The sequence below is a fragment of the Pseudomonas palleroniana genome (assembly GCF_022836895.1).
Lineage (GTDB): Bacteria > Pseudomonadota > Gammaproteobacteria > Pseudomonadales > Pseudomonadaceae > Aquipseudomonas > Aquipseudomonas palleroniana.
Genome location: NZ_CP092411.1, coordinates 4,738,537 through 4,763,326, shown reverse-complemented (window position 1 = coordinate 4,763,326; position 24,790 = coordinate 4,738,537). Strand labels below are relative to the sequence as shown.

The 24,790-nt window shown below is 60.9% G+C and carries 18 protein-coding genes, 6 tRNA genes and 1 pseudogene; 13 read left to right on the top strand and 12 right to left on the bottom strand.

The features are described from left to right. Positions 1-203 precede the first annotated feature (203 nt). The 3 genes and pseudogenes from MJP36_RS21220 to MJP36_RS28215 all read left to right on the top strand — a co-directional run bounded on the left by MJP36_RS21220 (position 204) and on the right by MJP36_RS28215 (position 3,697). Complete coding sequence (locus tag MJP36_RS21220; protein ID WP_244383957.1) at positions 204-1,616, top strand: aminotransferase-like domain-containing protein; 1,413 nt, start codon at positions 204-206, stop codon at positions 1,614-1,616. Between the two features lie 80 nt (positions 1,617-1,696). Further along, positions 1,697-2,788, top strand: a pseudogene (locus MJP36_RS28220) (methyl-accepting chemotaxis protein); the annotation flags it as partial. Continuing rightward, the gene (locus MJP36_RS28215; RefSeq protein WP_425226351.1) at positions 2,780-3,697 is read left to right on the top strand and encodes a methyl-accepting chemotaxis protein; all 918 of its coding nucleotides are present in this window, start codon (positions 2,780-2,782) and stop codon (positions 3,695-3,697) included. The pseudogene MJP36_RS28220 and the gene MJP36_RS28215, both read left to right, overlap by 9 nt. A gap of 36 nt (positions 3,698-3,733) precedes the next feature. Here the strand turns inward: MJP36_RS28215 and MJP36_RS21210 are convergent, their stop codons facing one another. Beyond that, complete coding sequence (locus tag MJP36_RS21210; protein WP_104995942.1) at positions 3,734-4,546, bottom strand: alpha/beta fold hydrolase; 813 nt, start codon at positions 4,544-4,546, stop codon at positions 3,734-3,736. 320 nt (positions 4,547-4,866) lie between these two features. Next, a complete protein-coding gene (locus MJP36_RS21205; RefSeq protein ID WP_081087098.1) occupies positions 4,867-5,625 on the bottom strand; it encodes a hypothetical protein in 759 nt (252 codons plus the stop codon). 370 nt (positions 5,626-5,995) lie between these two features. Between MJP36_RS21205 and MJP36_RS21200 the strand changes: the two genes are divergently transcribed. The 6 genes from MJP36_RS21200 to MJP36_RS21175 all read left to right on the top strand — a co-directional run bounded on the left by MJP36_RS21200 (position 5,996) and on the right by MJP36_RS21175 (position 6,664). Next, positions 5,996-6,071, top strand: a tRNA-Glu gene (locus tag MJP36_RS21200). Positions 6,072-6,075: 4 nt separating this feature from the next. Continuing rightward, positions 6,076-6,151, top strand: a tRNA-Gly gene (locus MJP36_RS21195). A gap of 103 nt (positions 6,152-6,254) precedes the next feature. Next, positions 6,255-6,330 (top strand) — tRNA-Glu (locus MJP36_RS21190). A gap of 3 nt (positions 6,331-6,333) precedes the next feature. Further along, positions 6,334-6,409, top strand: a tRNA-Gly gene (locus MJP36_RS21185). A gap of 100 nt (positions 6,410-6,509) precedes the next feature. Then, a tRNA-Glu gene (locus tag MJP36_RS21180) sits at positions 6,510-6,585 on the top strand. Positions 6,586-6,588: 3 nt separating this feature from the next. Further along, a tRNA-Gly gene (locus MJP36_RS21175) sits at positions 6,589-6,664 on the top strand. A 38-nt stretch (positions 6,665-6,702) separates the two neighbouring features. Here MJP36_RS21175 and pdxR read toward each other — a convergent pair. Continuing rightward, positions 6,703-8,187, bottom strand: coding sequence for a MocR-like pyridoxine biosynthesis transcription factor PdxR (gene pdxR, locus MJP36_RS21170; RefSeq protein ID WP_244383955.1), 1,485 nt, complete (start codon positions 8,185-8,187; stop codon positions 6,703-6,705). Between the two features lie 78 nt (positions 8,188-8,265). Between pdxR and MJP36_RS21165 the strand changes: the two genes are divergently transcribed. Next, the gene (locus MJP36_RS21165; RefSeq protein WP_244383954.1) at positions 8,266-9,921 is read left to right on the top strand and encodes a M24 family metallopeptidase; all 1,656 of its coding nucleotides are present in this window, start codon (positions 8,266-8,268) and stop codon (positions 9,919-9,921) included. 29 nt (positions 9,922-9,950) lie between these two features. Here MJP36_RS21165 and MJP36_RS21160 read toward each other — a convergent pair whose 3' ends face one another. The 6 genes from MJP36_RS21160 to MJP36_RS21135 form a co-directional block, all read right to left on the bottom strand. After that, a complete protein-coding gene (locus MJP36_RS21160; protein ID WP_244383953.1) occupies positions 9,951-11,690 on the bottom strand; it encodes a dipeptidase in 1,740 nt (579 codons plus the stop codon). A gap of 433 nt (positions 11,691-12,123) precedes the next feature. Further along, positions 12,124-13,341, bottom strand: a complete 1,218-nt coding sequence (locus MJP36_RS21155; RefSeq protein WP_244383952.1) for a phospholipase D-like domain-containing protein — start codon at positions 13,339-13,341, stop codon at positions 12,124-12,126. A gap of 55 nt (positions 13,342-13,396) precedes the next feature. Then, positions 13,397-14,044, bottom strand: a complete 648-nt coding sequence (locus MJP36_RS21150; protein ID WP_060757007.1) for a MotA/TolQ/ExbB proton channel family protein — start codon at positions 14,042-14,044, stop codon at positions 13,397-13,399. Positions 14,045-14,061: 17 nt separating this feature from the next. Further along, positions 14,062-16,344, bottom strand: coding sequence for a TonB-dependent receptor (locus MJP36_RS21145; protein WP_104995946.1), 2,283 nt, complete (start codon positions 16,342-16,344; stop codon positions 14,062-14,064). Positions 16,345-16,368: 24 nt separating this feature from the next. Beyond that, on the bottom strand, positions 16,369-17,103 hold the full coding sequence (locus MJP36_RS21140) for an energy transducer TonB family protein (protein WP_244383951.1): 735 nt from the start codon (positions 17,101-17,103) through the stop codon (positions 16,369-16,371). A gap of 2 nt (positions 17,104-17,105) precedes the next feature. Beyond that, complete coding sequence (locus MJP36_RS21135; protein ID WP_060757004.1) at positions 17,106-17,513, bottom strand: ExbD/TolR family protein; 408 nt, start codon at positions 17,511-17,513, stop codon at positions 17,106-17,108. 189 nt (positions 17,514-17,702) lie between these two features. On the opposite strand from MJP36_RS21135, the gene MJP36_RS21130 reads away from it, so the two are divergent. Beyond that, positions 17,703-18,257, top strand: coding sequence for a GNAT family N-acetyltransferase (locus MJP36_RS21130; protein ID WP_090365907.1), 555 nt, complete (start codon positions 17,703-17,705; stop codon positions 18,255-18,257). Continuing rightward, positions 18,254-19,828: an alkaline phosphatase D family protein gene (locus MJP36_RS21125; RefSeq protein ID WP_244383950.1), complete on the top strand. Its 1,575-nt coding sequence runs from the start codon at positions 18,254-18,256 to the stop codon at positions 19,826-19,828. Before MJP36_RS21130 ends, MJP36_RS21125 begins: the two co-directional genes overlap by 4 nt. Here MJP36_RS21125 and MJP36_RS21120 read toward each other — a convergent pair. Continuing rightward, positions 19,825-20,451, bottom strand: coding sequence for an alanyl-tRNA editing protein (locus MJP36_RS21120; protein WP_104995949.1), 627 nt, complete (start codon positions 20,449-20,451; stop codon positions 19,825-19,827). The two genes, MJP36_RS21125 and MJP36_RS21120, sit on opposite strands and share 4 nt — an antisense overlap. Positions 20,452-20,541: 90 nt before the next feature. Between MJP36_RS21120 and MJP36_RS21115 the strand changes: the two genes are divergently transcribed. Next, positions 20,542-21,474, top strand: coding sequence for a LysR family transcriptional regulator (locus MJP36_RS21115; protein WP_090365903.1), 933 nt, complete (start codon positions 20,542-20,544; stop codon positions 21,472-21,474). Positions 21,475-21,748: 274 nt separating this feature from the next. Here MJP36_RS21115 and MJP36_RS21110 read toward each other — a convergent pair whose 3' ends face one another. Both MJP36_RS21110 and MJP36_RS21105 read right to left on the bottom strand, forming a co-directional pair. Continuing rightward, complete coding sequence (locus MJP36_RS21110; RefSeq protein ID WP_060756949.1) at positions 21,749-22,156, bottom strand: PA2817 family protein; 408 nt, start codon at positions 22,154-22,156, stop codon at positions 21,749-21,751. Between the two features lie 75 nt (positions 22,157-22,231). Continuing rightward, positions 22,232-24,679 (bottom strand): acyl-CoA dehydrogenase, encoded by a 2,448-nt coding sequence (locus MJP36_RS21105; protein WP_244383949.1) that lies wholly within the window; start codon positions 24,677-24,679, stop codon positions 22,232-22,234. Between the last annotated feature and the right edge of the window lie 111 nt (positions 24,680-24,790).

Sequence of the window (24,790 nt, the reverse complement as noted above, 5' to 3'; positions counted from 1 at the left end):
GAATCCATGCAGGCCGTTATTTGAAAAGGTTTGATGGGATGTGAGGTTTTTCCAGAGCTGGCAATTGGCCTTGGCTGAATGTGTGTCATAAGGTAAATAAGTCAATAAAATCAATACTTTAATAACAATGTAGAGCGGGGCGACAAGGGCTTCTGTGCTTAACTGTTTAGGGTTGAATAACAGACAGTTGAAGTGAGTGGCGCATGGATTTAGGGATCGATCGACAAGCCCTTGTACCGGTGGTGCAGCAAATCGTCTGCGCGGTGACGCAATGGATTCGCACAAGTGGGATTACGCCCGGCACTCGACTGCCCTCTGTCCGGCAACTGGCGCTGGATAACCTGCTGAGCCAGTCCAGTGTGGTCGAGGCATTTGATCGGCTGGTGGCCCAGGGGCTGCTGGTCTCGAAGCAGGGCTCGGGGTTTGTCGTGGCCCAGCCTTCGGTCCTGCATGAAAACCACTGGTATGAAGGTGCGGAGCGGGGTTGGGGGGCTTATACCGATGGGCCGCTGGGTGAGTTGAAACTGGGATGTGGCTGGTTACCGGATGCCTGGCGCGAGAGCGATGACCTCATTTATGCGGTACGTGAAGTCAGCCGTACCGACACCGGCGGCCTGTTCAATTACACCCCGCCCCTGGGGCTGCCGGCGCTGCGTGAACAACTGCTCAAACGCCTGACCCGGATCAAGGTCGCCACTAGCCTCGACCGTATCCTCACCACCGATGGCGCCAGCCATGCCCAGGACCTGCTCATACGTACCTTGCTGAAGGCGGGTGATACGGTGGTGGTCGAAACACCGGGGTATGGCAACCTCTATCGCCAGTTGGCGTTCCATGGCGTCACGCTGCTGGAGGTGCCGCGTACACAGGGTGGCCCGGATATCCCGGTGCTGGAAGCGCTGCTGCGCACCCATCGGCCCAAGTGCCTGTTCATCCACAGCCTGTATCACAACCCTACCGGTACCAGCCTGTGCCGTGAGGTCGCCGAACGCTTGCTGCAATTGGCGCGCAGCGACGATTTCCTGATCATCGAGGAAGACGTTTATGGCGACCTGCAGCACGCCAGCTGCACACGGCTTGCGGCGCTGCCTCATGATGACCGGGTGATCTACATTTCCAGTTTTTCCAAGACCCTGAGCAGTGCCCTGCGGGTGGGCTACCTCAGTGCCAGTGCTTCCGTCATTGCACAATTGGCGAGCCTCAAGACCCTGAGCGGCCTCGGTACTTCGCGTTTTGCTGAAACGGTGGTTGCCACGCTGCTGGCTAACGGCACGTACCGTAAGTGGGTGCAACGCCTGCGCAAACGCCTGAATACACAGATGGCCTCGACCTTGCAGGTATTGGAAGACGAAGAATGGCAGGTGTTTGCCGTACCTTCCGGCGGTATGTTCCTGTGGGCACGCCCAGGCTGGGCGGATCATTCCCATCTGCAGGCCTGCGCACGACGGCTCGGTGTGCTTCTGTCGCCGGGAGCCTTGTTCAACCCGGGCGGTGAACACAGTGACTGGCTGCGCATCAATGTGGCCTATGCTGCTGATCAGCGGGCGTTGGCATTGTTTCGCGCCATGGGGCCTGCCAGATCGACCTCGACCATCCTGAAAACGACGGGCGTGTAGCTTTTTGCCATTATTCCGACGCCAGCATCTTGTGTCGTTGGCGTGTGGTTGCGAATCTCGCTGCATGGAAACCACGCTTGATGGCATCTGCCATTGCAAGAGGATCAAGTGCAATGATTTCGGCCGTGCAACGACGTTTCGCCAACCTCGGTATGGCAAAAAAACTGGGCCTGGGTTTCGCCTTGGTGCTACTGCTGACGGCCGTCGTGGCGGCCATTGGTGTGTGGTCCCTGCAAACGGTTGGTCAGCGCTTCGAGGGCCTCAAGGCGATGTCTTCGCTCAATAGCGGCTTGTTCAAGGTGCGCCTGATCGAGCAGGACTACGCCCTGCACGCCGACCCCAAGGCCGTCGACGCCTTGCATGAAAGTGTCGATGCCCTGGCGGCTCAGGCCGCCGCCCTCAAAGCCGGGTCCGCCGCCAATGTGCCGGTGATGACCGAGGTCGAGCAGGCGCTGGCGGCCTATCGCAAGGCGTTCGACGAATTTGTCGAGCTGACCCAGGCCAAGGACCTGGCCCTGGAAATGGCCACTTGGTCGGTCTCCAGCGTGGCCAACAACCTTGACGTGTTGCAGTCGGGGCTGGCGGATGACGGTACTTATGGCCTCAAGGAAAGCCAAGGCAAGGAAGGCGCGGAGTTTATCGAGCAGGCGGGTCAGGTCGGCCAGGTGTCCAGGCTGATGTTGCAAGCCATGAACGAAGCGCGCGTACGTCTGGATCAGAGCCGCAAGGCCGAGGCCGATGATGCCGAACAGGGCAAGATCGAGCAGGCGGACCAGGCCCTGGCCCAGGTCGAACAACTGAAAACCTCGGTCAAGGATGCGGGTTACCAGACCGTACTCAATGAAGTGTCCGGGCATATTGCCGCGTTCAGCGAAAAGCTCGGCGAGTACACGGGCCTGCTGGCTCAGGAAAAACAGGTCTATAAGCAGTTGCATGACCGGGCCGAGCAAGTGGTCAGCCGGGTCAACCAGGCCTATGCCGCCGAAGACCAGTCGATGCAGGAGCAACTCAAGAAAAGCGCAATGCTGATTATCGGATCGTCAGCCCTGGCGTTGCTGGTGGGCTTGATTGCGGCCTGGGTCATCACGCGGCTGATTGTGGCTCCGCTGCGCAGCGTGATCGCGGTGGCCCAGCAGATTGCCGCGGGCGATCTGAGCGGGCGCATGGAGGTCAGTCGCCGTGATGAAATGGGCCAGCTGATGCAAGCCATGCAGCAGATGGGCAGCGGCTTGAGCCATATGGTCAGTGGCCTGCAGGCGGGCATCGAACAGTTGGCCAGCTCGGCGCATTCGCTGTCCAGCGTGACGGAGCAAACCAACGTCGAAGTCAGCAGCCAGAAGGAGGAAACCGAGCAGGTGGCCACGGCCATGAACCAGATGACGGCCACGGTGCACGATGTGGCGCGCAACGCCGAAGAGGCGGCTCTAGCCGCGCAGACAGCGGATGACAAGGTCGACAGCGGCCAGCAGGTGGTCCGCCAGAGCTTGCAGCGTATCGAGTCGCTCGCCGCCTCCAGCAACAGTGCCAGCGCCAGTATCGAAAGCCTGAGCGCGGAAATCCAGAATATCGGCACCGTGTTGAGTGTGATCAAAAGCGTTGCCGAGCAAACCAATCTGCTAGCTCTCAACGCCGCCATCGAAGCGGCCCGCGCGGGTGAGCAAGGCCGTGGTTTTGCGGTGGTGGCCGATGAAGTGCGGGCGCTGGCCAAGCGCACGCAGCAATCGACTGAGGAAATCGAGCGGCTGGTCAGCACCCTGCGTAACGCGGCGCAGGCGTCGGTGCAGCAGATCCAGCAAAGTGGCGAGCTGGTGAAGCTGGCTGTCAGTGATGCCCTGGAAACCGAAAGTGCGCTGGGTAGTATCGCCGTAGCGGTGTCACTGATTCAGCAGATGAACCAGCAGATCGCCGCCGCCGCCGAGGAGCAGAGCTCTGTTGCTGAAGAGATCAACCGTAGCGTCACCAGCATCCGCGCCAGTGCCGATCAGTCGGCGCTGAGCATGCAGGGTAACGCGGCGTCGAGCATTGAGCTGGCGCAGTTGGGCGCGGAGCTCAAGGGGATGGTCGGGCATTTCCGCCTTTGATCGCAGCGCGAAGGCCGCGATCAAGGAGGAGGGCGATCAGGCGTTGTTGGCGAGGAAGGTCAGCAGGGCTTCGTTGACGAAGTCCGGATTCTCCCGGGAAGAGATATGCCCGGCCTCCGGAATCAGGATCAGATCGCAGCCGATCAGCCTGGCCATTTCCTGGGACTCGGCAGGTGGTCGGGGTTTGTCCTGCTCGCCGCACAGGATCAAGGTCGTGTCCGCGTCCAGCTTCGGCAGTTGGTCCAGCAGGTCGGCGCGACTGAAGATCTGCCGGCCCAGGGGCACGATGCTTTGCAGCAGGCGCTCTTTGGAAAAACCCTGCAGTGCCTGGCGAAAATCCTGATACAGCGCCGATTCCCGGTCGATACCCGGGCGGAAGAAGATCGGTGCGATCACATCCAGCAATGGCTCGGGAATGGCGCCGGCGTCTTCGATCATCTTGAACAGCGAGAAATAATACTGGCGCGTGGCCTCGGGCTCTGCGCCCAGGTAGGTGTCCATCAGCATCAGGCTGTTGATCCGCTCAGGTGCGCTCAATGCCAGGCGCGCACCCCACATGCCGCCGACCGACAGGCCCACCAGGTTGACCTGGGCAATGTCCAACTGGTCGAGCAGGGCCAGGGCCTGGCGCGCCAGGTCGTCCAGACTGCGGGTCTGGGCGGGCAACGGCCCCGATTCACCGTGGCCCCACAGCTCGGGGACGATGACTCGGTACTGTTGCGACAGGGCCTCGATCTGCGGCGCCCACATGTGGAGGTCCCACAGGTAACTGGAGCCCAGCAGGACGGCTGGGCCGGTGCCTTCGTCGAGATAGTGCAGCGGTTGTCCATCAATCACGGCAACGGGCATAGCGGGCCTCTAACTTCATTGAGTGAGGGGGACTTTTTTACGCTAGTCGAGGGAAGGGGGATAGGTGCAAATTGATGGCACGTTGTGCTGGGCTTGTGTAGTGAGCGGGCTTGCCCTAATGCCAGTCAGTTAAGCGATAGAGCGGACGATGGATAACCTGTGGGAGGGGGCTTGCTCCCGATAGCGGTGTGCCAGTCAGCAGTTTATCGACTGACCCACCGCTATCGGGAGCAAGCCCCCTCCCACAGTGACAGCGTTAAGCCTTAACTGACTGGCATTAGGGCTTGCCCCCCAGCGCGGGGCAAGCCCGCTCACTACAATCAATCGTAGATGGCTTTCTTTTTCCACTCGGCGTCGGCGTCGACGACTTTCAGGCCTTCGGTCAATTCGTTGACCTCGTCTTCGGCGGGTTTGCTGTTGGTCAGCACCGTGGAGTTGGCCCGGGCCAACTGTGACTCCAGCAGTTGCAACTGCGCACTGTAGACCACCGGTTCCGGCTGCTTGCGCAAGTACTGCACGCCGCGCTCGAATGCCAGGCGCGCTTGGCCAGGCTGGCCTTGCTGCAGGGCGTGCTGGCCCAGGTTGTTGAAGAACTCGATATGCAGCAGCACCAGGATATGGCGAATTTCCTTGATCCAGTGCTTGGCTTCATTGGTAGGCAGGAAGCCGTCCTGGGCCGCACGGGTGACTTGGCCGTGCAGCGCTTCGAGCAGGAACCGCACGTCCTTGGCCTTGGCTTCGGTCTGGATCGGCGCGGGCGGGTTAGCCACGGGGATCGATTCACCCTGGGCGATCAGCGCATTCAGCTCGGTAATGCGTGCCTTGAGCGGTGCGCTGGATTTGTTGAGGTTCAACAGGCGCTGGTTGACGTTGAGTTCCAGACGGGTCAGCAACAGTTTGAGCGCGGGCGTCATCAACTGGCCTGGGAAGGTTTCGGTGATTTCGCCGCAGCGGCGCAACCGATCATTCAGCTCGATCTCGGTGCGCTTCTTTTCCAACTTGTTGTTTTCCACCACGTGGTTCATGTAGCCAATGGCGATCAGTATTACGATCCCGGCTGTTACCAGCAGGGTGATCATGAGTGGTGTCACCGGTGTGGCCTCTTTATTGGGTTTACAATGGAGTGTAGTGACTGCGCCATCTGGCGGATAGGACTGATCGACCAGTTGCTCAGGTAGATTCTTCTATATAGGTAGAATATTTCCTGCATGGATGCACATTGCCATCATTTGCGGGTACGAACTATAACGTCTTGTCGGGCGTCAGAATATAGGCGCCAACACCCAGACGGACAAAATCCCCGTACGGGCCTGGAAGCAGGGCGAAGTCATTGATTTTAATAAATTTATCCTTGGGGGTTGACGACCTTTCAATCCATCCATAGAATGCGCGCCACTTAACGCGTAAAGCACACAGCAAAACGCGTTGAGCAGTGAATGTTGTACGTGTGTCCCCTTCGTCTAGTGGCCTAGGACACCGCCCTTTCACGGCGGTAACAGGGGTTCGAGTCCCCTAGGGGACGCCAATATGCGGGAATAGCTCAGTTGGTAGAGCACGACCTTGCCAAGGTCGGGGTCGCGAGTTCGAGTCTCGTTTCCCGCTCCAATTTAAGCAGTGCTGCTTTCGGGCGGCATTGAGTGAAACCAGGGTACGATCTTCGGATTTAACCTCTGGGCACTGAAATACACACCATGTATTTCAGTAGCGTGTCCCCTTCGTCTAGTGGCCTAGGACACCGCCCTTTCACGGCGGTAACAGGGGTTCGAGTCCCCTAGGGGACGCCATTTGCGGGAATAGCTCAGTTGGTAGAGCACGACCTTGCCAAGGTCGGGGTCGCGAGTTCGAGTCTCGTTTCCCGCTCCAATTTAAGCAGTGTTGCCTTCGGGTGGCATTGAGTGAAACCAGGGTACGATCTTCGGATTTAATCTCTGGGCACTGAAATACACATGTGTTTCAGTAGCGTGTCCCCTTCGTCTAGTGGCCTAGGACACCGCCCTTTCACGGCGGTAACAGGGGTTCGAGTCCCCTAGGGGACGCCATTTGCGGGAATAGCTCAGTTGGTAGAGCACGACCTTGCCAAGGTCGGGGTCGCGAGTTCGAGTCTCGTTTCCCGCTCCATATTCAATGAAAACGCCGATCAGCAATGATCGGCGTTTTTATTTGTGCGCGTTAAGCACCCTTGCCAGCCGCTGCGTGGCTTGACGGATCTCATCCCGATCCAGTGAGGCAAAACCCAGGCGCAGGGCATTTTCCGGCAGGTTCATCGGCGAAAACTGACGGGCGCTACGCACCACCACGCCTTGGCCCTGGGCGGCGTTGACCCGGTGATCGACGTCGGTGTCATCCTCGAACCGCACCCAGAGCGCCAGGCCACCCTCCGGCTCGCGTACCCGGATACGGTCGCCAAATGCCTCCTGCAGGCAGCTCTGCAGCACCTCCCGACGCGCGGCGTATTCTTTTGAAACGCGGCGCAGGTGTTTCTTCAATTCGCCCTGGTTGATCAGGTCGGCCAGCATCTTCTGCGCGACCGCGTCGCTGTCTCCCACCACCAATGCCGCGCTCCTCTGCAGCACTTCAATCACGCTGGCGGGGGCGACGACGTAGCTGCAACGAAAGGTTGCGCCCAACGCTTTGGATAACGAGCCAATATAGATCACATGACGTTGTGCGTGATCACTGGCCAATGGCAAGTACGGCCGCCCGTTGAAATGGTATTCGTGGTCGTAGTCTTCTTCGATCACACAGAAATTGTGCTGCGCCGCCAGTGCCAGCAACTGTTGTCGACGTGCTGCATGCAGGCTCACGGTGGTGGGGAATTGATGGTGCGGCGTGAGGTAAATCATCCTCACGTTGTGCATGTGGCATAACCGCTCGATGTGGTCCGTTCGACAGCCTTCGTCGTCCATATCGACCATGACCAATTGTGCGCCGAGCTTGCGGAAGATTTCCCACGCGGGGGGATAGCTCAAGCGTTCTACCAGCACCACGTCCCCCGGTTGGATCAGCAGGCCGGCGGTCAGGAACAGCGATACCTGGGTGCCTGGGGTCAGGCAGATATTCTCGGCGTTGACGGCCAACCCACGGTTATTGCGCAACATCTGCGCCAGTGCGCAACGCAATTCATAGCCGGTGCCTTCGCTACCGTAACGCACGCAGTTGGACGTAAAGCTGTTGCGCAGCGCGTTGCGGTAGTAGCGATGCAGCACGGCCTGGGGCAGCAAGCGGTGGTCGCAGGCGCCGTTATCGAAAAACAGCGCGTCGTGCCGATGTTGCAGGGCGATCACCTGGGCGTTCTGGGTGAAGTACGCGACGTTCGCTTGTTCCAGCAATGGCGGGGCAAAAGACTGTTGTGCGCCGCGCGGCGTTGGCGTGGGCGCCAGTTGCGTATTGACGAACGTCCCACGTCGCGGCTCGCTGATCAGCCAGCCTTTGGTCAGGGCTTCTTCATAGGCCAGGATGACCGTCTTGCGGTTGACGTCGAGCAACTGCGCCATTTCTCGCGTACCCGGCAGCAGCGTGCCCGGTGACAGGCGCCCGTCGACGATCGCAGCCACCAGGCCCTCGGCGATCTTGCGATAGGAGGCTTGGCGGGTGTTCTCATCCAACTTGAGCAATGGGCGCCATTTACGCATCTGGACCATCTGAAGTATCCAAAACTGGAGGTTTCTAATGGGCCTAGTCTAGCGCAACAATCAAGCCTCACTTACCCCGAGGTCTTTATGAATACACGCCATGTCATCGAACTCGCCCCCTCGGGGAAAACCTTTGAAGCCGGTGACGAGTTATTGCTGGACGCGATGCTCGCCAGCGGCCTGTCCGTACCGTTTTCCTGCCGTCGCGGCGCCTGCGGATCCTGCAAGGTCATCGTCACTGCGGGGCACTACCGGGCCAAGCCACTGGCGCCCGGCGCCCCTGCGCCATGCTTCCCTCTGGCGGCCAATGAAATGCTGTTGTGCCAAAGCCACGCGTGCGCCGATATGCGCCTGGAAATTCCCGGCTGGTCGCTTGACACGCCCGCGCTGGTTGTCGAGGCGACGGTGCTGGGCAAGCGCGCACTCAGCGCCGATATCACGGAGTTGGTCCTGATGCCGGATAAGCCATTGGCCGTGCGGCCGGGCCAGTACCTCAAATTTCGCCTGGTCGGCGGTGACTCGCGCTGCTTCTCGATCGCCAACCTGCCGGCCGAAGGCGATGGGCGCCTGGTGTTTCAGATTCGCCGGGTGCGCGGCGGGCTGTTTTCCGAGACGCTTCTGGATGACCTCGAGGCCGGCGATCTGTTGCAGTTGGAAGGGCCTTTTGGTGCCTGCACCTGGCATGACGATGCCGCTGCGCCTGTGGTCTTGTTCGCCACGGGCACCGGCTACGCGGGTATCAAGCCGATCTTGCTGACCGCCCTGCAACAGGATGTGCCGGTGACGTTTTACTGGGGCGGCGCACAGGCGGCAGATTTCTACGACCGCGCATTCCTGGATCAGGCGGTCATCGACTCTGCGCATTTTCATTGGCACCCGGTACTGGCAACCGAGGGCAGGGTGCAGGAGGTTGCGCTGAGCCATGGGCACGCCTGGGAGGCGGCTCAGGTGTATGCCTGCGGCAACAGCGTAATGATCAACCAGGCGCGTGCAGCTTGCCTGGACGCGGGCTTGCCGGCCCATCGGTTTATCGCAGAGGCCTTTGTGCCCAGTGGCCAGTCCGGCGCCGATACGCTGCTCGACAACCTGGATCAAACCTGGGAAAAAGTCGGGCCGCGCTATTCCCTCGACGGCATGCTCGCGGCACGTGAGAAAAGTGTGCGTGCACTGGCCGCGATCGCCAGCCAACTGAAGGTGGGCATGACCACGGGTGCCGCCCTCGAAATGGCCGCCCAGCAATTGCAAACCATGGGTGCCTCACATACCTGGCATCCCACCTACATCCGCTTTGGCGATGATACGGTGCGCCCATCCCGGGAAGGCATCGACCCGCTGCGCACATTGCGCCCCAGCGACATCGTGGTGGTGGACCTTGGCCCGGTCTGGGACGGCTATGAAGGGGACTACGGCGATACCTTTGTCTTCGGCGAGGCGCCGTTGCACCTGGAGTGCCGCCAGGTGTTGCATGAAGTCTTCGATGAAACCCGCGAAGCCTGGCTGCGAGGCATGACCGGCTGTGAACTGTATGACTTTGCCGAACGCCGCGCCGTGGACAAAGGCTGGCGGCTGTCACGCAACCTGGCCGGTCACCGCATTGCGGATTTTCCCCATGCGTTGTTCGGGAACAAGGAACTGGCTGACTTGGCTATCACCCCCAGCGAAATGGTGTGGGTGCTGGAGATCCAGCTTTGTCACCCCGTGCTGCCCATCGGTGGGTTCTTCGAAGATATCCTGATGCGTTGAGCCCGCCGTTGCGGCGGGCTCAAATCACCTCAGAGCTTGGGCAGTTGCCCCACACGGCCCATCATTTCGGTGACGATCTGCAGGTCGAGCAGGAACTGCTCGACGCTCTTGAACTCGCCGTCCGTGTGCCCGGTGTATTTGACTTCCGGGCGCGCCAGGCCGAATTGCACGCCATTGGGCAATTCGTGCACGGAGGTCGCGCCGGCCGAAGTGCCGAACTTGTGTTCCATGCCCAGGTTTTCGCTGGCCACGGCGAGCAGGGCTTTCACCCATTCGCCTTCAGGGTTGCGGTACATCGGCTCGGCCACCGAGTAGGTAAAGTCCACCTTGACCTTGGCTTGCTTGTCCCAGGCGCTGAGCTTGTCGGCGATTTCGGCCTTGAGCACTTGCGGCGTCTTGCCCTTCGGCACGCGCAGGTTCACCGCCAGTTTGAAGGCTTTGGCATCCTGGCCGACAAAGGTCAGCGAGGTGGTCAGCGGCCCCATGAAGGCGTCGGAGAAGCCCACGCCCAATTTGCCGCCCAGGTAATCCAGGCCCCAGTTGTCGGCGGCATACCGCGCGGCGTCGGTGATGTGGTTGTGTTTGAGGGCAATCTTGCCGTCCAGGCTGTGGATCAGCACCAGCATGCGCGCCACCGGGTTCACACCGGATTCCGGTTCAGAGGAGTGAGCGGACACGCCGGTCACCGTCAGCTTGACCTCGTTGCCGACCACTTTGGCCGCCACCTCGAAGTCGCCGCCATTCTGCTTGGCGTATTCAACGCCGGCTTTTTCCAGGCTGGCCGCCAGTTCAGCTGGCTTGTCGCTGACCAGAGTGGCCACCGATACCGAAGGAATCTGGTTGGTGGCCATGCCACCGGTCATCGAAATGATCTCGGCGCCTTTGCCTTCACCTTTGCGCACCGGGAAGGTGGCCATGACGGTGCCGTAACCTTTCTCGGCAATCACCACCGGGTAGCCGCCATCCAGCGCCAGGTTGTATTGCGGAACCGGGTTGTGTTCGAAGTAGTACGGGATCGCATCGCCGGAGGTTTCTTCAGTCGTGTCCACCAGCAACTTGAAGTTGCGCGCCAGCGGCAGCTTTTCTTCCTTGATCACTTTCATGGCGTACATGGCCACGACGATGCCGTTCTTGTCATCCTCGGTGCCACGTCCATACATGCGGTCGTCGATCAGCGTGACTTTGAACGGGTCGAGTTTGGTGCCGTCCTTGAGCACCCAGTTTTCCGGCGTTACGGGCACCACGTCGGCGTGGGCGTGGATGCCCACCACTTCGTCACCGCTGCCTTCCAGGGTGATTTCATAGACGCGGTTGTCGACGTTGCGGAAATTCAGATTGAACGCTTTGGCCAGGCTCTGGATCTTGTCGGCGATCTTGAGGAATTCCGGGTTCTTGTACTGCGGCAGGCCATCGACATTGAACGTCGGGATCTCCACCAGCTCGCGCAGGGTTTCCAGGGCGGCCTTGCCGTACTTCACCCGCGTGTAAATACCGAGCAGACGATTGATTTCGTTCTGCTGGTCGGCGCTCAGCGGTTTGTTGGCCAGGAAGGTCTCGATGGCCGGGCCGACATCATCGGTTTTCGCCAGCTCGCCCTTGGACAGGGTGCCGAGGAAACCGCGGAAATCGGTAGCCGGCGCTTCGTTGAAATGCTTGATGATCGTCGCGCTTTGTTCGGCGCTGAGGTTGGCGAAAGCGGGTGTGGTGACTGCCGAGAGGCTGGCTGCGAACAGGGTGGCGGCTACCAGTTTTTTGAGTGGAAAGTGCATTGTCAGAGGCATTCCTTTGCAGATAGTGAGTAAGAGGTTTCTGATCAATAAGTCAGAAACATTTCTACACACTACCATCACCAAGGTCGCTATAGGGAGGCCTTGGTGTGGGAAATATCGTACTCAGGTGTCAGGACAATAAAGACTGAAATGTGGGAGGGGGCTTGCCCTAATGCCAGTCAGTTAAGAGAACCTGCCGCAACCAAACTTTGTAGTGAGCGGGCTTGCCCCGCGCTGGGTGGCGCAGCCGCCCCAACAAAGACGCCACGGTATTTCAGGAGGACCGAAGTGCCTGGGTTTGGGGCGGCTGCGCCACCCAGCGCGGGGCAAGCCCACTCACTACAGATGATGTGTTCTACATCCCACCATTAACTGACTGGCATTAGGGCTTACCCCCTCCCGTAAGGGGGGAGGCGTTGAATCACATTTCAGGTCAAGGCTTGCCTGGGTGTGGCTCCGGATACTGAGCCATGACCTCCAGCGCCTTGGCATATGGTCCATCCCACAACTGCTCATGCAACTCGCCAATTCGCTTGGCCATCGCGTTGTCGTGCATGACCACTTCCAGGTTGCGCGAGTTGTCGAAATACCCGCCGAGCCAGTTGCTCGTGCCAACCCACGCCACTTGCCCGTCGATCTCCATGGTCTTGCTGTGGATCACCCGCGCATAGGGGATGAAGCCTTGTTTGGCCTCGGGCAGCGTGACGATCTTGATTTCGACATTCGGCAATACGGCCAGGCTTTTGAGGTAGGGCAGTTCCAGCGTGTCGGTGTTCCAGTTAGACACCATCAATTTGATCGACACCCCACGTGCGGCGGCGGCGCGTACGGCGTTGTCGATCACGGCGTAGTAGGGGCGGGTGCGATCCGGCCCATAGGACAACGGCGCATAGTCCAACAGTTGCACGCGCACTTCTTTCTTCGCCTCGCTCAGCAGGCGTGGCAGCTCCAGTTGTGAATCGCCCACGCCCGGTGGGTTGTAGCGTTGCGGGCTGGCGACCAGGTAGTTGCCGGTGCGCGCAGGTTCCTGGCCGGTGACCGGCAGGGGCACGGGTTTGTGGTCGGCGAGGGCGGCCTGGGCTTTCCAGTCCTGGTTGAAGATCGCCTGGACCTGGCTCACCACGGTCGCATCGCTGATGCGCAGGCCGGTTTCGTGGATATGTTCCAGTGAACGCCAATCGAAATTCTGGCTACCGACAAACGCCTGTTTACCGTCCATCACCAGGTATTTGGCGTGGATGATGCCGCCGCTCACTTGCCCGTAGGGCAATACGCGGAAGGTCAGGTTAGGAATGGCGCGCAAGCGTTCCAGCGTGGAGGCTTCCGATAACTTGATGCCTTTTTCTTCAAGCAGGAAGCGAATCTTCACACCGCGTTTGCCGGCGGCTTCCAGGTGTTGGATCACGGTGTCCATCACTGAGCCTGGGTGGTCGGCGGCGTAGAACTGGCCGATATCAATGGTCGTTGTCGCACCGTCGAACAGCTCGATCCACACCGGACCAGGCTGACGCAGGTCAGCCGTACCCAACGCAGTATCCACCGGTACGGTGTGCACCAGTTCAAACCCCGGAATTGAAAAGTCCGCTTGGGCAAGCGGACTGAGGAGCACGCCGGCGAGGCCTGCGATACGCAATTTCATGGATAGGTGCATGGGCGTCTCATCGAACAGAAAGAACGGCGGGCGCATCACGCGCCCGCCTTTAAGGTCATGCCGTGCGGGTGTGCAGCGGCGTCGGCACCAGGTGCGGGACTTCACCCTGGACACGGGCACCGGTGGCGGCGCGGATCAGCAGGATCTTCAACTGATCGTTGATGCGCTCCAGGCTGTCCTGGAAGAAGTTATGGAACACCACGCAGAACAGCGCAATGGCAATCCCCAGGCCGGTGGCGAACAAGGCCGTGCCGATACCACCGGAGATCTGGCCCGGGTCGGATACGCCGGCCGTGGCCAGTGCCTTGAAGGTGTCGATGATGCCCAGGATGGTGCCCAACAGGCCCAGCAGCGGCGCGGCGGTGGTGATGGTCTCGATGATCCACAGGCTGCGCGACAGCGGTGCACGGGTCTTGAGGTACTGGGTGTCGATCTCGTCATCCAGGTCCTTGCGCGAACCATGGGCGGCCTTCTGTGCCAGGATCGGCAGTACCATGTTCAGCGGCAGGCTGGCGCGGCGGGTCAGCGCCTGCGGCAGGTCACGTTCGCTGTGCACGTTGGCACCGAGCACTTCGGTCAAGGCACGTGCCTGGCGACGCACATAGGCGAAGTAGATGCCGCGTTCGATGGTGATAAAGATCGCAATCGCCATGGCGGCGTACATTACATAAAAGGTGATGGCGTGAAGCAGGTTCATGTCCATGATCTGTAGCCTCGCAATTAGAAGTTCGCTTCCAGGGAAACCGTGACGGTACGGTCTACGCCCACGATGTAAGCCGGGTCGCCATCGCGGAAGCCGCTGTAGCTCGCCGAGTTGGTCTTGGTGGTGTACACGCCGTCCAGGTATTTCTTGTCGAACAGGTTGTCGACGTTCAGGCGCAGGGTCGCGTCCTTGACCACTTTCTTGTCCACCGGCAGGTAGATACCGGCGCCGAGGTTGAACACGGTGCGGCCGGAGATGGATTCATCGTTGGTCAGGTCGCCATAGAGCTGGCTGGTGTATTTGCCGCCGAAGGTGCCGTAGAAGCGCCCATCGTCATAACCGATGTTGGCTGCCAGCATGTTCTTGGGCACGTTGGCGAACTGCTTGCCGCTGGTGGGCAACACGATGGCTTTGCCCGCGTTGTAGACGGTCAGGTCATCTTGCTGTTCGGCCTTGGTGTAGGTGTAGGAGGTGTAGTAGTTGAAGTGGTTAGGCAGCAGGCCGCTCCATTCCAACTCCAGGCCCTTGTTGGTGACGGAACCGGCGTTGATGTCGGCGAAGTCGCCGTTGATGTCCTTGGACGATACCTGGCGGTTCTTGAAATCCATGTAGAACAGGGTGGCGGCCAGGGTCATGTCGTCGGCGGTGTAGCGCCAGCCCAGTTCGTGGTTCCAGCTGGTTTCCGGCTTGGAGTTGATCGAGTCGGCGCCTTTGTCGTACAGCACATAATTCTGCGGCACGCGCATGTTGCGCGACAGGCTGTAGAACAACTGGTCACGTTCATCGAGCTGGTATTTCAGGCCCGCGTTGGGCAGCAGCTTGTTGTAGGTCTGGTTACGCTTTTCCGGTTGTTCGGTGAGGCTGCCATGGTTGGTGCCGTCGCGCTCGACGTTCATGTAAGCCAGGCCGGCTATCAGGGTCCAGTCCGAGTTGATGAACCAGGTGTCCTGGGCCCAGACTTTTTGCGCCGGGGTCACGGTGAAGCGGTCGCGACCCTGAACGGTGTTGCCGTTGGCGTCGACCACGGACGAGCCATCCGGCCAGGTGTCGCTTGGCTTGCCGCTGTTCTTGAGGGCAATGAACGGTTGGGTCTGGCTCTGGCGTGCGCGCTCGTACCAGTAGCCGAATTGCAGGCTGTGGTCGCCCAGGTCCCAGTTCAGTTTGGTGGTGATGCCCGGGCGCCAGGTCTGGGTGCGTGAAGGGCGATAGTAGACGCCGCTGGTGGAGGAGCCATCGGCATTGTACTGGGCGGCGGTCGGCAGGTTGCCCAGATCGAAAACGCCGCCCTGGTTGGAGCCACGGTTCAGCGCATAGGAAGAGGAGCCGACACCGCTGCCATTACCCCAGTAGTAATACGGGATGACCGACAGCGACAGGTTGTCGGCCAGCTTGAACTGGGTGTTGAGCACGCCGGTAAAGGTCTGGAACGGGTTCTGCGCCAAGGCGTAGTAGTTGTTGACCTTGCCGTTGCTGCCCAGGGCCGGCGTCGCGGCGTACGGGTCGTATTTGCGGCCGAACTGCTGGAACTGCGCCTTGGTCAGCTGGCTGTAACTGTTGTTGTCCTGCTCGTGGTACTTGAGGATCAGGTTCGCGGTGTTGCCGTTGCCGGCATCGAAGAAGCTGTTCCACTCCACTTTGTCCGCGCGCACGGCGCCCGAGCCCCGCCACATATCGCCTTCAGTGTGGGACACCGAGAGCCAGTTGCTCAGGCCGTTGACCTCGCCGGTGTTGAGGCGGGCGAAGGTCTTGCGGGTGGCGTTGCTGCCCACGACCTGCTTGACGAACGCCCCGGTTTCCTTGGTCGGGCGGATCGTCACGATGCCGATGTTGCCGCCGCTGGAACCGATATGCGGGCCGTCCGCCTCCGAGGAACCCTGGGTGACGAAGATCTGGTCGATGTTTTCCGGGTCGCCCAGCAGGTTGGAGTACAGCGCATAGTTGCCGGAGTCGTTGATCGGCATACCGTCCACCGACATGCCCACCTGGTCGGAGTTCATGCCGCGCATGGTAAAGCGGAAACCGGAGAGGCCGGTGTTGTCTTCGCTGGAGATATTCAGCCCCGGCGTGTACTTGAGTTTGTCGATGGCGTTGCCGGTGGCGGTTTGCTTGTCCAACGCTTCCTTGGTGATGGTCGAGCGGCCCTTGGCGCTTTCTTCCGGGACCATGTAACCGCCCCCAGCGGTCGCCTTGCCCTGTACGCCAATCGTCCCGACGTCACTGTCGCTGGTAGCTGCGATGGCCCAGCCCTGGGTCATGCTCGTTGCGGCAACGAGTGCCAGATGAATACGTGTGAACCTCATCACTGTCGTCCTGGTGTCGGGTGCTTATTGCACGCTGTAGTTGAAGGTGGCGGTGAAGCGTTGCTCGTTGCGTCCACCGAAGGCTTGTTCGGGGAACGGCTTGACCTGCTTGATGCGGCGCAGGCTATTGGTAGCGGCCCGATTGAGCAGCATGCTCGGCGCCGGGGTCTGGATCCCGGAGTCGAGGACGCGGCCTTGTCGATCCACCATCAGCCAGACCACCACCTCGCCACTGGGGCGCTCGAGGGACGCCTGGCGCCCGGTGGGGTATTGCTTGTAAGTGTCCAGCTCGTTGCGCAGACCCTTGAGGTAACCCCCCTCCAGTGCCTGCCCATCCACCTTGGGCGGTGCCGGTGGCGCAGGCGGTGCGGGTGTCGGTGCGACGGCGGCCTGCACCGGCTTGGCGGCGACGGGGGCTACTGGCGCGGGGGCGGGCGTTGGCTTGGCGGCCACCACGGGTTTGGGTTTGGGCAGCGGCTTGGGCTTGGGTTCAGGTTTGGGCAGCGGCTTGGGCGGCGGTGGCGGCGGGGCCGGTTCGGACTCTTCATCCTCGATCACCGGTGGAGGCGGTTCTTGCTCCACCACGGGTTCAGGCACCACCTCGGGCTCCGGCTCGATCAGGGCAAGCTCGACCGCCGATTCATCGTACTGAGGCTGGATCTTCAGGGGCTGGGACTGGATGCCCAAGGCAATCAGCACCAGGGCGATCAGGGCCGGGACACTGCCTAGCAGCTGACGCGCACGAAACAATACATACATGGTCAGGACTTACGCGTGGCGATGGAGACGGAGGTAAAGCCACCCTGGCGCAGGGTGTCCATCACTTCCACCAGGCGCGCAACCTCGACGCCTTTGTCGCTGTTGACGATGATCGTCGACTTGGTATCGGGCTTTTCAGCGGCCTTCAGGGCCGGTACCAAGGCGTCGACCGTGAGGTCTTTGCCGTCGAGTTGCAGTTGGCCTGCCAGGCCCAGCGTCAGGATGAATTTGTTCTGCGGCTTGAGTTGTTGCGAGCTGCTGGCGCTGGGCAACTGCGTCTTCATGCCGAGTGCCGGAATCACGTTCAGACTCACCAGTACGAAAAACACCAGGAGGAACATCATCACGTCGATCATTGGGATCAACTCGATGTGTGCCTTGCGTTTCTTGGGTTCATCCCAGGTTCTCATTCCGTTACCCCGTTATTGAATTAGGGGCGACACGCTAACAGTCAAAAATGACCGAACGGTTAACAAAAATTTACGGTTTGAAGGCTCTAGGACGAGTCTTTCAGAAGAGTTACCTTGCAGTTTTGTGACGTAATGAAATTGACACGAAGGCCATACACTCTTGTGCATTTATTTCGCGAGCCGCCCCGTATGTCGACTGAACTGCCTCATTTGTCCACGCCGCGTTTACTCCTGCGGGCACTGGAGCCGGACCAGGCCGAGATACTCTCCACACTCGCCAACGGGCCGAAAATCGCGGATAACACCGCCAATATTCCAGTGCCTTACACGTTGGAAACTGCGCAGCTTTTTATTGCCGGGAGCGCAGAAAAATATCGTGCCGGCGAGTTGCTGAGCCTGGGCATGCATGTCCAGGCAACCGGCGAATTGATCGGTATCGTCAGCCTGCGTATCAACTCTCGACATCACTATGGACACCTCGGCGGATGGGTGGCGGCGCACTGTCGCAATCAGGGTTATGCCGCGGAAGCGGCGAGTGCAGTGACCGACTTCGGCTTCGTCGAACTGGGGTTGCAACGGGTGGGCAGCCAGTGCTTTGGTCGCAACCAGGAGTCGGCGCGGGTCATGGAGAAAATTGGACTGCGCTATGAGGGCTGCCTGCGTCAGGCGTTTCTCAAAAATGGCGTGTATGAGGACTTGCTCGGGTTTGCCACCGTGCGTGACGACTGGGAGCGCCGGTTGTGAGCGGCGCAGTGGACCATGGCCGCCGCCGGGTACTCTCCGGGCTGGCGGTGGCGACGGCGTTTTCGATCCTCAGCCCCTTTGCGCGCAGTGCCGGGGTGGACTATCCGTTTACCCTGGGCGTGGCATCGGGTGACCCGTTGCCGGATGGTTTTGTGATCTGGACGCGCCTGGCGCCCGTGTTCAATGCCGTGGATGGACGCGGTGGGTTGAGCCGCGCCGTGCCGGTGCGTTGGAGGGTGGCCAGTGATGCGGCGATGAAGCGCATCGTCAAGCAGGGCGAGGTGATGGCGACCGAACGGTTTGCCCACTCAGTGCATGTCGAGGTCGCGGGGCTGGAAGCGGGCAGGCCGTATTGGTACCAGTTCGAAGGGCTTGGGGCACAGAGCCCGGTAGGGCGGGTGAATACGGCGCCGCCCTTGCAGGCTATGGCTGCGGCGCGGGTGGGGTTTGTGTCTTGCTCGCATTGGGAACGCGGGTATTTCAGCGCCTACCGCCACCTCGCGGCCGAGCAACCGGACCTGGTGTTTTTCCTCGGCGACTACATCTACGACAGTTCCTACGCGCCGGACTCGGGCAAGATCATTCGCCCCCACGGCAGTGGCAACGCAGTAAGCCTGAGCGATTACCGCAACCGCTACGCGCTGTACAAAACCGACCCGGACCTACAGGCCTTGCACGCCGCCGCGCCCAGCGTGGCGACCTGGGATGACCACGAGGTACAGAACGACTACGCCAATCGCTGGTCCCAGGACCCGAAAATACCGGTGGGGCAATTCCTGCAACAACGGGCGGCGGCCTACCAAGCCTTTTACGAGCATATGCCACTGCGCGCCGGCAGCGTGCCCAGAGGTCCGGATATGCGCATCTATCGGCGCCTGGACTACGGCCGACTGGCGCGCTTCCATGTACTGGATGGGCGCCAGTACCGCTCGGAACAGCCCTGCATTCTCGCCAACGGCAGTCACCAGGGGCATGTCGCCGACAATACGTGCACGGACTTGCGCGCACCCAATCGCACTATGCTCGGTTGGGAGCAGGAAGCCTGGCTGGATCGAGGGTTCGCCGAGTCGCGGGCGCAGTGGAACGTCATCGCCCAGGACCTGCTGGTGGCACCGCTGACTCAACGCGACCTGACCAACCACAAGCCCGGACGCTGGACCGATGGGTGGGACGGCTATATGGCCAACCGCGAGCGCATGTTGGCGTCGATTCAACGCCGACGGGTGAAAAACCCGGTGTTTTGGGGCGGCGATATCCACTCGTTCTGGACCACGGATCTGCACGCTGACGCCAGTGACCCGGACTCGCCCGTTGTCGCCACCGAATTCGTCGGCACCTCAGTGACGTCCGACGGCCCACCGTTCGATGCCTTCACGCAGATCCTGCCGCTCAATCCCCATGTGAAGTTCTTTGGCAGCCGTCAACGTGGCTACGTATCGGTGGCGCTGGAAGAGCAAAAGATGGTGACTAACTTCAGGGTGATCAGCGACCCGCGCGACCCCAGCGCCACGGTCTCGACCCTTAAGTCGTTTGTGGTGGAGCCGGGACGAGCGGGGGCGATTGCGCTTTAATCCAGGCTGTAGCGTACCGACAGCGCGCCTTTCTTTTCCGACAGGGCCAGGATCTTTACCTGGCCCAGTTCGCTCAGCGATTGCACATGTGTGCCGCCACAGGCATACGGCGGCAACTCGCCGAACCCGACTTCCCGCGTGCCGTCTTCCAGCGTCATGTGACGGGCATAGTCAGCGGCGATCCATTGCTCGATCTGCCGCTGAATCAACTCGGGATCCATGGCTTGCGCTGTCTCCCCGCGGATAAAGGTGATTTTGCCTTCACCCGGCCAGTGATGCGCCTTGATCGGCATCCAGCCCAGGCTTTCCCCGGCATTACCGATCAGGTGCCCGGCGGAATGCAGGCGCGTGTGCAGGGCACGGCGTTGTTCGTCGACCCGTGCGATGACGGCTCCCAGTGCCACGGGTTTATCGACGTAGTGAACGAGGCGGTCGGCTTCCTGGATAACACGCAGTACGGCGCTCTCACCGAGCCAACCGGTGTCGTGCGGCTGGCCACCGCCCTGGGGATGAAAAATCGTCGATTGCAAGGTGACTGCAAACTGATCTTCGTGCGGTGTACAGGCGAGCACTTCAAGTTCGGCTGTCAGATGGTCGTGAGTAAAGAATAGGCGCTCGGTCATGGGGTTACATCCGCATCAGGGTTCTGTGAGCAGTATAAATAGTGCTCGGATGGGTGATAATCCGTTCAAATATCAATGGACCTGTGCGTCATGAGCATCAATCTTCCTTTGCCGTTGCTGGGCGAAATGGCGATTTTCGTCAAGGTGGTCGAAACCGGCAGCTTCTCTGAGGCTGCGCGGCAACTGAGTGTTTCACCCTCGGCGGTGAGCCGCAGCATCTCGCGCCTGGAGCAAGCCCTGGCCACTAGGCTTCTGCAACGCACCACGCGCAAGTTGCGCTTGAGCGAGGGGGGTGAAGAGGTTTTCAAGCGCTGCCGGGAGATGGTCAGCGCGGCGCGTTCGGTGATGGAAATCAGCGGCCAATTCACTCATGAGGCCGAGGGCCTGGTGCGGGTCAGCGTGCCCAAGGCGGTGGGGCGGTTTGTGGTGCACCCACATATGCCGGAGTTTTTGCGGCGCTATCCCAAGGTGGATGTGCAGTTGATCCTCGAAGACCGGCATGTCGACCTGATCGATGACAACGTTGACCTGAGCATCCGCATTACCGACAGCCCGCCGCCGGGCCTGGTGGGGCGACAGTTGTTGCCCATTGAGCATTTATTGTGCGCTACACCGCACTATCTGGCTGAGCAGGGGACGCCGCTGCACCCCCATGATTTGCTGGAGCACAGTTGCATTTACCTGGGTGAGACCCCGGGAGATTCCCGTTGGAAATTCCGCCAGGGCAGCAAGGCTGTGACCGTCGGCGTGCGTGGGCGCTACGCGGCGAACCATACCGGGGTGCGTCTGGACGCCGTGTTGCAGCATGTGGGGATTGGCAGCTTGCCGTACTTCACTGCGCGACATGCGTTGGAGGCGGGGCGCTTGGTGCAGGTGTTGCCGGAGTGGGATTTTATTGCGTCCTACCACGGCGAGGCGTGGTTGCTGCATTCGCCGACGCGCTATCTGCCGCCGAAGTTGCGGGTGTTCATCGATTATCTGGTGGAGTGCATGGCGACGGAGCCGACATTGCGTCGACGGTAGGAACAGGGTCCGAAAGGTGGGAGCGGGCAAGCCCTAATGCCAGTCAGTCAAATGGTGGATGTAGAACACATCATCCGTAGTGAGCGGGCTTGCCCCGCGCTGGGTGGCGCAGCCGCCCCAAACCCGGGCGCCTCGGTCCTTCTGAATTACCGTGGCGTCTTTGTTGGGGCGGCTGCGCCACCCAGCGCGGGGCAAGCCCGCTCACTACAGAGTTTGGTCGTGGCAGGTCCTCTTAACTGACTGGCATTAGGGCAAGCCCGCTCCCACCTGAAGATCAGTGCTTGCTCTGGTCCTGAGGCATGGAAAGCAGCTGCTTTTCCTGGTTCCAGTCGAACGGTTCGTCGTTCTGTTCGGCCTCATAGCGACGCTCTTCCAGGGCCTGGTACATGTCCAGTTCTTCGTCGGGCATGAAGTGCAGGCAATCGCCGCCGAAGAACCACAGCAGGTCGCGTGGCACCAGATGGGCAATTTGCGGGTAGCGCAGGATGACCTGACTCATCAGGTCCTGGCCCAGGTACTGGCTTTCGATGGGGTCGACCGGCAGCAGGGCGCGCAGTTCGTCGAAACGCTCCAGGAACAGCGCATGGCTTTCCTCAGGCACCTGTTCGGCTTCGCCGACGGCAACCAGGATGCTGCGCAGGTGGTCGAGCAAGACGAGATGATCGGCAACGGCGTTGGACACGAGATAAGTCCTCTAAAGCAAAAACGGGCGCGAGAGTATATAGCTCAAGCGCCCGTAATTATATGACCGCCCGACTCAGCGGACTTTACCCTCAGCCTGGGCCAGCTCTTCCTTGCTGAAATCGTCCACGTCGATCACCTTGCGTCGCGCGGCTTCAGCCTCACGCAGCGTCTGCGCTTCGGTGGCCTGAAGGACGCCTGCGTTCAGCGCGGCATCGATGACATGCTCGCCCGCAGCGGGTTTGACCTGGCCGCTTTTGAGCGCGGTGTGCAGTTTTTTCTGCAAGGGCTGGCCGGCACCGAGCAGGTCGTAGGCGTGTTGCAGTGCGCCCACCGGATCCTCCGCCGATTGTGGGCGGTAGCAGCCGGCCAGCAACTCCTCCAGGGTCGGGTCGCCCTTGGCCCGGCCGATCACCGCGGCCACTTCGGCATCCAGCGCATCGGAAGGCCCGGTATGGCGACGCCCGAACGGGAACACGATCACCCGCAACAGGCAACCGAGCACTTTGTTCGGGAAGTTGCTCAACAGTTGATCCAGTGCGCGCTCCGACTGGCCGAGGCTTTCTTCCATGGCCCAGGCGAACAGCGGCTCCAGGTGATCCGGAGAATCGAGGTCGTGATAACGCTTGAGCGCGGCCGATGCCAGGTACATATGGCTCAGCACATCGCCCAGGCGTGCCGACAAGCGTTCACGACGTTTCAACTCGCCGCCGAGCAGCATCATGCTCAAGTCGGCGAGCAGGGCGAACGCGGCGGCCTGGCGGTTCAAGGCGCGGAAGTAACCCTGGCTCAAGCGGTTGCCCGGGGCCTTCTCGAAATGCCCCACACCAAGGTTCAGTACCAGCGTGCTGGCGGCGTTGCTCACTGCAAAGCCGATGTGCTGCAGCAGCAGGCCATCGAACTCCTTGAGAGCCTGGTCATGGTCTTCGCGACCGGCCAGGGCCATTTCCTTGAGCACGAACGGATGGCAGCGAATGGCGCCCTGGCCGAAGATCATCAGGTTGCGCGACAGGATATTCGCGCCTTCCACGGTGATGAAGATCGGCGCGCCCTGCCAGTTACGGCCCAGGTAGTTGTTCGGGCCCATGATGATGCCCTTGCCGCCGTGCACGTCCATGGCGTGGCTGATGCACTCGCGACCGCGTTCGGTGAGGTGGTACTTGAGGATCGCCGACAGCACCGAAGGTTTTTCCCCCAGGTCCACGGCGTTGGCGGTGAGCATGCGTGCGCTGTCCATCAGCCAGGCGTTACCGCCGATACGCGCCAGGGCTTCCTGGATACCTTCGAAGGCCGACAGCGGCACGTTGAACTGCTCACGTACCTGAGCGTACTGGCCGGTCACCAGGCTGGTGAACTTGGCGGCGCCGGTGCCCACGGCAGGCAGCGAGATCGAACGGCCAACCGACAGGCAGTTCATCAGCATCATCCAGCCTTTGCCGAGCATTTCCTGGCCACCGATGAGGTATTCCAGGGGGATGAACACATCCTTGCCGGAATTGGGACCGTTCATGAACGCGGCACCCAGGGGCAGGTGACGGCGGCCGATTTCGACGCCGGGGGTGTCGGTGGGGATCAGCGCAAGGCTGATGCCCAGGTCTTCTTCTTCGCCCAGCAGATGATCCGGGTCATACGCCTTGAAGGCCAGGCCGAGCAGCGTCGCGACCGGGCCCAGGGTGATGTAGCGTTTTTCCCAGTTCAGGCGCAGGCCCAGGGTTTCCTTGCCTTCCCATTCTCCCTTGCAGATCACACCGGTGTCGGGCATGGCGCCGGCGTCGGAGCCGGCCAGCGGGCCGGTGAGGGCGAAGCAGGGGATGTCATCGCCACGGGCCAGGCGTGGCAGATAGTGGTTGCGCTGCTCGTCGGTGCCGTAATGCAGCAGCAGTTCAGCCGGGCCGAGGGAGTTGGGCACCATCACCGTCGAGGCCAGGTCGCCGCTGCGCGTGGCCAGCTTCATCGCCACCTGGGAATGGGCATAGGCGGAGAAACCCTTGCCGCCGTACTCCTTGGGAATGATCAGCGCAAAGAAACCGTGGGTCTTGATGTGCTCCCAGGCGGCGGGCGGCAGGTCCATGGCCTGGCCGATTTCCCAGTCGCTGACCATGGCGCAGAGTTCTTCGGTGGGGCCGTCGATAAACGCTTGTTCTTCTTCGGTCAGTTGGGCCTTGGGGTAGGCCAGCAACTTGTCCCAGTCGGGGCGGCCGCTGAACAGTTCGCCATCCCACCACACGGTGCCGGCGTCAATGGCGTCGCGCTCGGTCTCGGACATCGGTGGCAGGACTTTCTGGAACCAGTTGAACAGTGGCTTGGTGAAGTATTGACGACGCAGGTCGGGCAGCAGCAGGGGGGCGGCGACTGCCGCGATCAATACCCAGAAGATCAGCAACAGCCAGCCCGGCGCGTGGCTCCAGGCGCCCATCGCCAGCAGGTAGACGGCGACCACGCCCAGGGCGGGCAGGGGCGCGGTGCGGCGGTGTGCCAGGTAGGCAATGCCGAGCACTAGAACCAGTATCCACAACAACAGCATATTCAATCCTCCGTGAAACCAGGGGCGAAACCACCTTGGAGCTTAGTCGGCATCCGAAAAAGCGCGGTGATCAGGGTGTAACGAGTTGTATTGGGAGCACCATCACCAGGC